General features: G+C 48.7%; 11 protein-coding genes. 9 read left to right on the top strand and 2 right to left on the bottom strand.

Features of this window, described 5'->3' with window-relative positions; genetic code table 11:
• Positions 1–52: 52 nt before the first annotated feature.
• Complete coding sequence (locus VNQ80_RS08265) at positions 53–379, bottom strand: hypothetical protein (protein ID WP_325637362.1); 327 nt, start codon at positions 377–379, stop codon at positions 53–55.
• Positions 380–393: 14 nt separating this feature from the next.
• On the opposite strand from VNQ80_RS08265, the gene VNQ80_RS08260 reads away from it, so the two are divergent.
• The 5 genes from VNQ80_RS08260 to VNQ80_RS08240 all read left to right on the top strand — a co-directional run bounded on the left by VNQ80_RS08260 (position 394) and on the right by VNQ80_RS08240 (position 2,674).
• Positions 394–1,029: a DUF6266 family protein gene (locus VNQ80_RS08260; protein ID WP_325637361.1), complete on the top strand. Its 636-nt coding sequence runs from the start codon at positions 394–396 to the stop codon at positions 1,027–1,029.
• An 82-nt stretch (positions 1,030–1,111) separates the two neighbouring features.
• On the top strand, positions 1,112–1,756 hold the full coding sequence (locus tag VNQ80_RS08255) for a DUF6266 family protein (protein WP_325637359.1): 645 nt from the start codon (positions 1,112–1,114) through the stop codon (positions 1,754–1,756).
• On the top strand, positions 1,749–2,207 hold the full coding sequence (locus VNQ80_RS08250) for a DUF5675 family protein (RefSeq protein WP_325637357.1): 459 nt from the start codon (positions 1,749–1,751) through the stop codon (positions 2,205–2,207). Before VNQ80_RS08255 ends, VNQ80_RS08250 begins: the two co-directional genes overlap by 8 nt.
• A 76-nt stretch (positions 2,208–2,283) precedes the next feature.
• Positions 2,284–2,514 (top strand): hypothetical protein, encoded by a 231-nt coding sequence (locus tag VNQ80_RS08245; RefSeq protein WP_325637355.1) that lies wholly within the window; start codon positions 2,284–2,286, stop codon positions 2,512–2,514.
• Positions 2,501–2,674 carry a hypothetical protein gene (locus tag VNQ80_RS08240; protein ID WP_325637353.1) on the top strand — a complete coding sequence of 58 codons (174 nt, stop codon included), beginning with the start codon at positions 2,501–2,503 and terminating at the stop codon, positions 2,672–2,674. The genes VNQ80_RS08245 and VNQ80_RS08240 overlap by 14 nt, the downstream gene beginning before the upstream one ends.
• Positions 2,675–2,744: 70 nt before the next feature.
• Here the strand turns inward: VNQ80_RS08240 and VNQ80_RS08235 are convergent, their stop codons facing one another.
• Positions 2,745–3,974, bottom strand: coding sequence for an ROK family protein (locus VNQ80_RS08235; protein WP_325637351.1), 1,230 nt, complete (start codon positions 3,972–3,974; stop codon positions 2,745–2,747).
• A gap of 272 nt (positions 3,975–4,246) precedes the next feature.
• Between VNQ80_RS08235 and VNQ80_RS08230 the strand changes: the two genes are divergently transcribed.
• From VNQ80_RS08230 to VNQ80_RS08215, 4 genes are all read left to right on the top strand, one after another.
• Positions 4,247–5,437, top strand: a complete 1,191-nt coding sequence (locus VNQ80_RS08230; RefSeq protein ID WP_414692989.1) for an AGE family epimerase/isomerase — start codon at positions 4,247–4,249, stop codon at positions 5,435–5,437.
• Positions 5,438–5,447: 10 nt separating this feature from the next.
• Positions 5,448–6,695 (top strand): sugar MFS transporter, encoded by a 1,248-nt coding sequence (locus tag VNQ80_RS08225; RefSeq protein ID WP_325637347.1) that lies wholly within the window; start codon positions 5,448–5,450, stop codon positions 6,693–6,695.
• A gap of 127 nt (positions 6,696–6,822) precedes the next feature.
• A complete protein-coding gene (locus VNQ80_RS08220) occupies positions 6,823–9,969 on the top strand; it encodes a TonB-dependent receptor (RefSeq protein WP_325637345.1) in 3,147 nt (1,048 codons plus the stop codon).
• A gap of 3 nt (positions 9,970–9,972) precedes the next feature.
• Complete coding sequence (locus VNQ80_RS08215; protein ID WP_325637343.1) at positions 9,973–12,120, top strand: RagB/SusD family nutrient uptake outer membrane protein; 2,148 nt, start codon at positions 9,973–9,975, stop codon at positions 12,118–12,120.
• Positions 12,121–12,137: the final 17 nt, after the last annotated feature.

The raw sequence follows: 12,137 nt of genomic DNA, 5'->3' as shown, positions 1-12,137 counted from the left end.
CGCCTTCCGGTACCGGCGGGTTTTTTTGTGTGCTATCCCGCGTAAACCTGTTTTATGCCCCGCTTGTACTCGGCCTGTAATCGGCTTGGGTGTCTCGATGGGGCTTAGGCGGGTCTTGGCCGGAACTTGGACGGCCGGCACGCTTCCGATCCCCGTTTAAATCCCGTCTGAGCCCCGTCCAGGTTCCGACCAAGCATACAGCACGGATAAAAGGGCATTCGGGAGCATATATGCCGATGTGTTGCGGACATTTCAGGACAACGCCGGACAGTTCCGGGCACCTGCGGACATGGGCTGGGTTTCCCGTATGCAATGCCCGATGTTTGCCATGCCGGTAGCGGAAATCCGCGGTATCCGCCCCGGCATATGGTTTAATCAAAAAATAGAAATAACATGGCAAAATTCATAAACGGTGCCATCGGCACCTTCTCCGGAAAAGTGGGGAGCATCATCGGCAGCAGTTGGCGCAGCATCCCCTACATGCGAGGGCTGAGCAAGAAGCGCACGAAGCCTTTCAGTGAAGCCCAGTTGGCGCAACAGCAGCGATTCGGACTCATGGGCGAATTCCTGCTTCCCCTGAAAGGACTGCTCGAGATCGGGCTGGCCAACGTGGACGATTCACGGGCCACGATCTTTAACAGGGCCATGGCGCTCAACCTGCCGGCCGTGACCGGCACATATCCCGATTTCGCGATCGACTATGCACAGGTCAAATTCAGTAAAGGGGCACTGCCACCACTGCGCAACGCCACGGTGACGCTAGACCCCGACGTGGTTACCGTAAACTGGAACCCGTCGGTGCGCCGCTTTACGGGCCACGGCGACGATGAGGTGTACGTGCTACTGCACGACCATACCCAAAACCTCTTCTATACATCCGATACCGTTGAGCTGCGCTCGGCAGGGACGGTGGAAATCCCGCTCGACGAAGGTATGGCCGGCAATGAGGCAGACATCTGGGTGTTTGCCGTGGGCCGGGAGGGATGGGTATCGGCCACCATCCATTTGGGGTCGCATACGTTGGTATAAGTGCCCATACACATGGCAGTAAACAATTGAAGTTTCACGACCGGGGCGGAGTTCGCCGCCCCGGTTTTTAAAACACATAGACATGGCAAAATTAATCGACTTGTTCACCTTCTCGGGCAGGGTAGGTGACGTCGTGGCCTGCAAGGGCACCACGGGCTACTACCTACGGAGCCGGCCGCGGAAATCATCCAAACCGCCGACGGCCAAGCAACTGGAAGCCCGGGCGAAACTGGCGATGGCGATGGATTTCCTCACGCCACTGCGCGAAATCGTATACCTCGGTTTTTCAAACAAAACCAACGGGAGGAATAAAACGGGTTCGTTGAACCGTGCGGTATCCCACCTCACGCGCTACGCCATTGTTGGGCAATATCCCGATATCGCCATTAATCCGGCGGAGGTTAGGCTAAGCCAGGGGGGCCTCTCACGGCTCTTGGGGGCTACTATTTCGTCGTACACGGACGGACAGCTGCGGGTTTCGTGGAATACCGGTGCACCCCAAAGCCTGGCCTTCGGCGATGACCGGGTTTTTGTGCTGGCTTACCAGGAGTCTACCAAACACCTGTTGGTGGGCGAAAGCCATCGCCATACAGGTTCCGCCTCGGTGGATATATCGGCAGAACCCGCCGGCAGCGAATGGCTGGTATATGCTTTTGTGGCCGAGCGTAACCTCGCCCGGTTTTCAGACAGCCAGTTCTTGGGGAAAATAAGGATCGAAGATGAGTAAGCAAATTGAAATCAGACGCGTGGCCGAGGGGAAGCACAGTACCCTCAGCCACCTCTACATCGGCGGCCTTTTCTGCTGCTATCTGTTGGAAGACCGTGTCCGTGAGGAGAAGGTCGCGGGGATGACCTGTATCCCCGAAGGCGAATATGGCCTCTCGCTCAACCATTGGTCGGGCATGAACACCAGGTATGCCAAGCGCTTCCCGAAGCTGCACGAGGGCATGGTGGAGATTACCGAAATACCCAGCTTCCAGCTGGTGTTTATCCATATCGGAAACTACCATACGGAAACGGCGGGATGCCCGCTCACGGGGTCGTATTGGCAACGGCTGGATGGAGATTACCAAGTGATGGGCTCGGAAGCGGCGTATAAGTACGTGTACCCGCTGTTGGTGGAAGAGATTCAGCAAGGAAATACCAGGCTGGTCGTGGAAAATGAGGTAGGGTTTTAGGATGATCGCAAAAGCGGCCTGGCGTAGGGAGTATGCAGACGCGTTGCGATAAGCCAAAACAGAAAACTTAAAAAATATGCAAGAAACAACAAAAACAGTCGATCTCCCCAAAGAGCGGGAGACGACACTTTACGACAGGATCAAGGAAACGCTGGCGTTGGCCAGCCAACTCATCATTGCCTCGCCGGTGAAGCTGCCGCCCAAGGTGGTGGTCGTGGCGCGTTACCTCGCCCTGGCACTCGGGGTGCTGGAGGCGGTGGAAGGCGGCGTACGAAACGAGGAAGGAGCTGCCGATGAAAACGACTAACGCCCGGCTCGGCATCGGCACAGGCGGCGGCACGCTACTGAGCGTATTGGCCCAGCTGGGCATACACGACGTGGTGAAAACTGCTGTACTGGCCGCCATCGGCGCGGCGGTGAGTTTCGCGGTAAGCTGGCTGCTGCAGCGCTGCACGCGGAGGCGTTAGCTAAAAGGAAGCGTTGGCCAAACAGGCACTTCCGATTAGGGGGTGCCTGTTTTTTTTTGGGCGCCACGCGCTATGAAGTAATAGCAAGTAAGCGGTCGCGCACCAACAGGCAGGCGCCTATAACGCCGGCCTTTTGCCCCAGTTTAGAGATGATCATCTGCGAATCGTTGTTGACCAAGCTAAGCGAGTATTTGTTCAACGCATTTTTAATGGGCAACCGGATGTAATCGCCCGTTGATGCTAGTGCGCCGCCAAGGATGATCAATTCGGGATTGAAGAGGTTAACCAACGTGGCCATGCCCTTGCCGATCTTTTCGCCGGCTTCGGTAATGAGCTCGATGGCTAAGGTGTCGTCATTATTAGCGGCCTCGATGATGTCTTCCAATTTGATCTCTTCCGGCGACGGACGTTTATTTGTGACGATGCTAGTTGCCCCTTTATTGAGTCGCTCCTTGAATATCCGGGTGATCGCTTCTCCCGAAGCTTCCGTTTCCAGACAGCCTTTTTTTCCGCAGTGGCAGAGGATTTCGTTGTTGAATGTCGGTATGTGTCCGAGCTCGCCCGCAAAGCCGGATTTGCCGTAATAGAGTTGCCCATTTACCATAATACCCATACCGATGCCGTGGTCCAGATTCACAAAAAGCACATCTTTTTCTTCACGTACCGCTCCGCTGCAGAATTCGCCATAAGCCATGGCCCGTGAATCATTTTCCAGGAAGGTATGGATACCTATAGACGCCTCTATGATTTTGCTTAGTGGGTCTTCGTGGAAGTTAAAGAAACTGTAGCTGTATCCTGTTTTGTAATTGATGCGCCCACCTAGGTTAACGCCGATTCCGAGTACTTTCTCCCGTTCCACGGAACTTGTTTTAATGAAATCTTCGATGATCGCACATAACGCTTGCAATGAATCTTCGGTATTGTTCAATGCATATGGGATTCCCTGTCGAGTCTTTATCAGGTTGCGCTTGAAATCCATAAGGCCGATGTTTACCTGGAAGTTTTTCACCTCCACACCGACAAAGAATGCTGAATCGGGCTCCAGACCATACAAATTTGGCCTGCGGCCGACACCCGAATCTGATTTTCCATAGTCCTTGGCCAGCCCATCGGCAATGAGTCCGTTAACGAGGTCGCTTATCTTCGGTATACTCGCGTTGAGCTCTTTACTAAGGTCAGCAAGCGTTGTGGTCCCCTCATTTGCGAAATGGGCCAGTATCTGTTTTTTGAGTCGCACATTTTTGAAGGCCACACCTGAAAGTTCGGCCCCGTGCAGTTCGTCAAAGAAAGTCGTTGTCATTGGATATGTATTACCTTCGGTATGCAAATATAGGCTTTTTTAAAAAAATTAAAAATTGACAATAGGAGCGCCGTTAAATAACCCTATTTTTCCTGTCGGGGAAACTTCATCGGTTATTCTGACGGAGCAATCGCCATTTATTAACGAAATAAATTAATAAAACGTAAGTAATTAAAAAAATAATTTAAAATTAATTTGGATTATTAAAATATATATTTTTATTTAGCAGTCATAAATTATAAGCCATATTCATTATTGTGAACTGGAAAAATATGACAAATGCTGATGCGCTGGCGGACTTATATAAACGCCAATTGTTAACCGATGTAATTCCTTTTTGGTTGTCTAATTCGCTCGATAACGAGTATGGAGGTTATTTCACCTGCTTGGATGAGGCAGGTTGTGTTTATGATACTGATAAATTCATTTGGCTGCAGGCCCGGCAAGTTTGGACATTGGCGATGCTTTATAATACCGTTGAAAAGCGGCCAGCATGGCTTGAGGCAGCACTGGTCGGTGCTAATTTCCTCGAAGCCCATGGTACGGATGGCGAGGGAAACTGGTATTTCGCCCTAAACCGGGAAGGCAAGCCCTTGGTGCAGCCGTATAACATCTTTTCAGACTGTTTTGCGGCGATGGCTTTCGGGCAGTTATATAAAGCTACGGGACAAGACAGCTACGCAGCACTTGCAAAAGCCACGTTTCATAATATCTTGAAACGCCGGTCCGATCCAAAGGGAAAATACAATAAGCAATATCCGGATACACGGCCATTGCAGAATTTTGCACTGCCCATGATTCTATGTAACCTGGTACTCGAGATCGAACACTTGATTGAACCGAGTCTGGTGGACGACACCATCCGCTACGGTATCCAAGCCGTTATGGATACGTTCTACCAACAAGGACTCAGTGTTGTTCTGGAGAACGTTACCGCTGATGGCCGGTTTTCCGATTCGTTTGAAGGTCGGCTGGTTAATCCCGGCCACGGTTTAGAAGCGATGTGGTTTGTAATGGATCTTGCCAAACGCATCGGTGACACCGCATTGGTGAAGAAAGCTACCGACATCGCCGTACAGCTTGTCGAATATGGCTGGGATAGAAAGCATGGTGGCATCTTTTACTTCCTGGATGTAAAAGGGAAGCCGATGCAGCAATTGGAGTGGGACCAAAAACTGTGGTGGGTACATATCGAGGCAATGATTGCCTTTGCAAAAGGATACCTGCATACCGGCGATGAGCGGTGTGCCCGGTGGTTCAATAAACTTCATGACTACACGTGGTCCCATTTTCCGGATGCGGAAGGCGGCGAATGGTACGGTTACCTCAATCGCCGCGGCGAGGTGCTCCTTCCGCTGAAAGGTGGTAAATGGAAAGGGTGTTTCCATGTGCCGCGGGGATTGTTTCAGCTGTGGAAAACGATGGAGGCCATTTCGGCGAAGCAACAGGCTGTGGTAATATAAGAAAACGGATATGGCGATCACAACGATAAATGATCCGATAACGGGCGATACCAACGGACGGCGCTACACACCGGCGCTGATTGCATTGGCTGTGCTGTATTTCATGATGGGGTTCATCACCTGCTTGAACGACACGTTGGTGCCATTTTTTAAAACCGGGTTCACGCTAAACTACGCGGAGTCGTCGTTAGTGCAATTCTACTTCTTCCTCACTTATGCGGTAATGTCCATCCCCGCCGGAAGGATTGTCGAGAAGGTCGGTTATAAACGAGGAATGGTATTCGGTTTTGCGATAGCTGGGGTGGGAGCATTGTTGTTTTTTCCGGCCGCTTTATTACATCAGTACGCCCTTTTCCTTGGTGCTTTGTTTGTGCTTGCTATTGGAATAGTACTATTGCAGGTAGCGGCAAATCCATATATTACCTTGCTTGGAAAGCCCGAAACTGCCTCGTCGCGGCTCACGCTGATACAAGGTGTGGGTTCCATCGGTACTACGGTAGCCCCTCTTTTCGGGGCCCACTTTATCCTGTCCAGGTTATCCGAATCCAATGCATCGAGCGATGCTGTCAGTATACCCTACTTGGCAATAGGTGGAGTCTTGTTTCTCATCGCATTGCTGGTTTCTTTGCTCTCCTTGCCAAAGATTAGCAATCATGTGACGCGGTTGTCGCCCACGGATGGTCCGGCTCAACGGGGAATTTTCTCGTTCCGCAACTTAAATTTTGGCCTTGTGGGCATATTCATGTATGTGGGTGCCGAGGTTGCTATTGGTACGTTCCTCACCAATTATGTTGCAGACCGGCTGCATATCGAAGAGCACCGGGCTAATAATTACGTGGCTTTTTATTGGGGCGGAATGTTGATTGGAAGATTGATTGGAGCGATGGTGCTCAAAAGCGTCAAGTCACCTATCGTACTCCGTTGGGTAGGTGGGGCTTCCGTTGCATTGATTATACTTTCCATTGTATCCTCGGGTTATGTAGCCGTTTGGAGCATGGTCGGCGTCGGATTATGCAATGCCGTTATGTTTGCTATTATATTCTCACTTTCGATTCAAGGGTTAGGAGCTTACACTACCCGGGCGTCTGGTTTACTTTCTTCCGCAATCGTGGGCGGTGCCGTGATTCCTTATCTACAGGGATTGTTAATCGATCGTTTCGATTGGGGTGTTTCCTTTTGCTTACCCCTTATTTGTTATCTATATATCGTGTATTTTGCCATAGATGGCTTTAAAACTAACCAGATGAATCCAACATAGCCAATTTTATACCAGATTAACTAACGTCAAATTATGAAACAATGTCACTATGCGACACAATTACAGACACATTGGGTGTGCAGAGCGATCCTGGCACCTGCCGGTACTAATCTTAAAATTAAAAATTATGGAATATAATTCTAAATCAGCGAGCTCCGGGCTCCAAAAACGCTGGCATTTCACGGTTTTAGCGCTACTTTTACCGATGTTGCTACCCCTAGAATCCCTGCCTCTCCCGATACATATATTGGGACACCATGGCGGCGCAAATAATCCTCACCAAGAAGTAATCAGCGGAGTGGTCACCGACGACGCAAACCTTCCTCTCGAGGGGGTTACAGTTACCGTTATAAACACAGGCGTGAGTTCAGCGACTACCGTTGAGGGAACTTATTCGATTGTTGCAGCAGCGGGAGATACACTCCGTTTTTCTGCCGTTGGATATTCGCCAGCAGAAATCGAGGTCGGCAACCGCACCGTAATTAACGTCACATTGCAGAGCGACCAATCTGCTTTGGAAGAAGTGGTTATCGTTGGATACGGTACACAGAAGAAATCGACGTTAACAGGTGCTATTGCCTCCATTTCAACCAAAGAGATCAAACAGAGCCCTGCTGCCAACTTGGCCGTTACGCTAGCGGGAAGGCTACCTGGTTTGACAGCTATTCAACGGAGTGGGGAACCGGGCCGAGATCTTACACAGTTATTTGTTCGGGGGCAAGGGACAATCAATGCCCAAAATCCCATTATTTTGGTTGATGGCATAGAACGCGACCTCACTTATATTGATCCGAATGAGATTGAATCGATAACGATTTTGAAAGATGCCTCCTCTACGGCAATTTTTGGTGTACGTGGTGCAAATGGCGTCATCTTGGTAACGACCAAACGAGGGACATCTGACGTTCCCGAAATCAGTTTTACCACCGAGGTAAGCGCGCAGGATTTTCCTCGATTTCCATCGCTCGTCAGTTCATATGATTACGCACGAACTAGAAACTTGATGCAGAGAAACGACGGAATGGGGGATGCCTTTTCCGAAGAAATATTGGAGCACTATCGGTTGGGTGACGATCCAGTCCGCTTCCCAAACACGGACTGGAAAGGTATTTTGTTACGTGACTACTCAACACAGCAACGCTATAACTTCAATGTCTCGGGCGCTGGCCAGCGCGTCAATTATTTCGTGAACGCAGGGTATTTAAACCAGGGTGGGATGTTTAACACCGAAGAAGATTTGAGTTATAATCCTTCATTTAAATTAGACCGGTACAATTTCCGATCGAATGTGGATATCCGATTGACGAAATCGTTGAAGGCCATGTTAAATTTGGGTGGGTATCTGGAAAAGCAGAATATGCCCGCGGGAATCTACAATGACTTAGATTTTCTGTCCGATGTTTCTCCGGCCTTACACATCCTGGCACAACTAACGGTTGACCAAAACGCGACCGTGCCGGGACCGCTTACTCCCGAAGGAGAGGTTGTTACTTGGCAGGGAGGGTTTTATCCACCATATGGTTCACTGAATCGATCGGGGTATGTCCAACAAACCAGAAACAACATCATGGCAACTTTTGGGTTGGAGCAAGATTTGAATTGGTTTGTCGAGGGATTGTCTGCAAAAGCTTGGATGTCTTTTGATTCGAAGACCACAAATAACATGATGGCTAACCGGGAGTATCTGAAATTAGTGCAAATAATTGAGCCTACAGCAGACGGAGGCTATACAGTCCGTTTCCAGAATATGGGTGACAGTAAAACAACGCCGCTATCCCTGTCTGGTGCGCGGTATTTTACAACGTTATCGAATTTTCAGGGTTACCTGAACTATGCTAATTCGGTAGGAAAACATAATTTCACAGGGTTATTGATGTATCAACAGCAAAAAAACATCATCGACGCACAGCTTCCTTATAATCTTCGTGGCATATCCAATCGCATTACGTATGGATATGATTCAAGGTACTTCGCCGAGTTCAATATGGGATATAACGGGTCGGAACAGTTCAAAAAGGGCCGTCGGTTTGGCTTCTTTCCCGCATTCTCCGTAGCATGGATGATTTCAAATGAAAGCTTCATGGATGATGTCTCCTTCTTGAATAACTTGAAAGTCCGTGCTTCCTACGGCCGAGTCGGTAATGACCGGATCGGGTCAAGGCGCTTTCTTTACCTGGATGATGTACAGGTTGGCGGTGGCGGCTATTCATCCAGTCTTGGACTTGGGCAACGTGTCACTACCAGGCTGTTAAAGAATGAGGCACTCCAATGGGAGGTTGCTAACAAGGTGAATGTAGGGGTAGACCTAAAAGTTTTCAATGCCATTGATGTCACGGTTGATGTTTATCAGGAGCGAAGGGATAACATCCTGCGCAACCGGGGAACGATTCCGGTGCTTAACGGGCTGCCTACATCTGTATTGCCTCCAGTTAACATTGGGGTGGTAGAAAATAAAGGATACGAGATTGAATTGAATTATAAAAAGGCAATAAATTCAGATTTATCTATTTTGGGAAAACTGAATTTAAACTACGCCACCAATCGACAGGTTTTCGCCGACGAACCTTTATTGGATGAGTCGTTTGCTTATCAATACCGTCAAACGGGTTTTCGTATCGGTCAGAATTTCGGATACCTTGTCGATCGTTACTTCACTGATGAGGAAGATATAGCGAATTCACCGAAGCAAAATATCTCGGGTCACGAGCCGCGGCCCGGTGATTTTAAGTATGTGGACGTCAATAATGACAACGTAATTGATGAAAAGGATGTTTCCCCAATTGGGTATTCCAGTGTGCCGGAATATCAATTTGGAGTAGCACTGAATGTTGTCTATAAGGCCGTTGATGTAAGTGTGCTGCTTCAAGGCGTTTCTAACGTCTCGCAGTATTACGGGGGCTGGGGTGTCTTTTCTACTGGGCATAATAATTTTCGCGAGCGTCATCTCGAAAGTTGGACGGAAGAACGTGTCGCTAATGGGGATCCAATTCGGTACCCTAGATTAACCACACAAACGAATCCAAACGAAATCCAAAACTCGTTCTTTATTAATGATGGCAGTTATTTGCGCATAAAGAATGTTGAAGTTGGTTATACGTTTCCGCAGCTATGGTCTAAAAAAATCGGAGCGAAGAATTTGCGTCTATATGCCAATGGTTTGAACCTCGTAACGTGGGATCGGTTGCCGGTAAACGACTTTGATCCGGAGGTAACTTCCATATTTACATATCCGATTACTCGAATGTTTAATTTCGGTGTCAACTTTATTTTTTAAATTATGAAAAAGATTATAATTTGGGGATTTTCATGCTTGTTTTTCCTGTCATGTACTAATGATCCCTTGGATATCACTCCCGACGGGAGAATGTCAATCGATGACGTATTCGCAAGTGAAATACAGGCAGAAGCTTATCTAAACACCGTATACTTGTCGGTACCAACCTACTTTGTTCATTACGCTGGTTGGTCGTGGTTAGCTGGTCTTACCGATGAGGCAAGAGACAGTGAAACAGGAAATCAGCCATCTATGGCATCCTCGTGGGTTATTGGTAGTTTGACGCCTAGCTACAACCCTATAGCGCAACCCGGCAGTTCGGGTAGAGGGCAGGATCGGTATACCACGTTTTGGCAAGGAATTAGGGACGCGAATGTGTTTTTATCTTACATAGATGGCGTCAGTTATGCAAATGAGGAAAAAAAGCAGCGACAGGTCAGCGAGGCAAAACTGCTGAGAGCTTTCTTTTACTTTGAACTCATCAAGCAGTTTGGGCCGATGCCTATTGTGACCGAACCCTTCACTCCTGCTTTTGATTATACACAACTGACGCGCCCTAGTTTTCAGCAATGTATAGACTTCATCGTAGACGAATGTAACCAAGTGATAGCTAGCCCGGATCTTCCCATTAGGATTACGATAGGAAACGAGCGGGGGAGGTTTAGTAAGGCTGTGGCGTTTATACTAAAATCACAATCGTTACTGTACAATGCAAGTCCATTGTGGAATCCAGAGAATTCGATAGAAAAATGGAGCGCTGCTGCGTCCGCCGCAAAAGAAGGACTCGACGCTTTACTAGCTGGCGGACAGTATCGTCTTGCTGATGATTACAGTGATTATTTTCTAAATGCGTCCGACATAAACGTATCTCCCCGAGATCGGGAGACGATTTTCGAAATAAAAGACGGTGATATCCCACTTACAACCACCGGACTGCCCAGCAAAGTCGGTTCGTGGATGATCGGTAGTGTTCCATCACAGGAGCTCGTGGATAGTTATGATATGAAAAGCACGGGGATGCCTGCAATATTGGGATATGAGGACGCGGATCACCTTATTCCTAGCGTTAATACTGATTCAGGATATGATGAGGCGAATCCATATGTTGACCGAGACCCTCGGTTTTATGCGACGGTATGGTACAACGGCGCAGCTTATGACAATATCAACGGCAAAGTCCATGTAGTAGAGACCTTTGTCGGAGGTGCGGATCAACTAATCAAGTCAGCTCCAAATCGGATAAACACGCACACCGGTTATTATTTGCGTAAGTTTATCGACCCATCGTTGGCCATTAACCAAATGTCAGCGGCAAAATTCAAGAAGTACCGTTTGGCTGAATTGTATTTGAATTTTGCTGAAGCCGAAAATGAGGTTAACGGGCCGACAAACGAAGTGTATGAAGCCATCAATACCATTCGTAATCGGGCCGATATGCCTGATCTTCCGGCAGCGTTAGACCGTGAATCGATGCGGAACAGAATACGACGGGAAAGACGTGTGGAATTGGTTTGGGAAGAGCACCGATTCTGGGATGTCAGGAGATGGAAGATCCTCGACCAAACCGACAAGCTCGTTACGGGGATGGAAATCAGGCAGACTGGAGCAGGGAAAGTCAATATATCCAACGCTGGGTTCGAAGATGGTAATCAAGGATGGACGCTACAAGGAGAGGCTACTGTACAAACCGATGACAGCTACGCAGGTAGCGCAGCAATAGCAATGCCGAATGGGGGCCATGTTTTTCGGAAAGTGAACGTGACCCCTAATACGGATTATATGCTGAGTGTCTGGGTAAAGGCAACGGCGGAATGGGGGCTTGTGGGCGTTCGGGAGCATGGCGATAGTGAGACAAACGCTTTGCAGTCCGCTGGTGGCGGTTGGGTGCAGAAGACGGTTCGTTTTACGACGGGACCGACTGCCGAAACAGCGACAATTTTCAGTTGGTGGCCGGGAGGGTCTGCCGGGTTTGTTGATGATTTTGAGCTAACGCGCGTTGCTAATGGCGGCGAAACGTCAGAATTCTCCTATAATCGTTTTGTCGTAGAACGAAGGAACGCTTGGCAGGATAAATTTTTAATTTTTCCGATACCTATTACAGATGCGTCTATCATTCCTGATTTCCGACTTAACCAGAATCCAGGGTGGTAATATCATTTGAGTGTTAA

This window comes from Parapedobacter sp. (assembly GCF_035556095.1).
Lineage (GTDB): Bacteria > Bacteroidota > Bacteroidia > Sphingobacteriales > Sphingobacteriaceae > Parapedobacter.
This window is presented reverse-complemented; position numbering and strand designations above follow the sequence as displayed.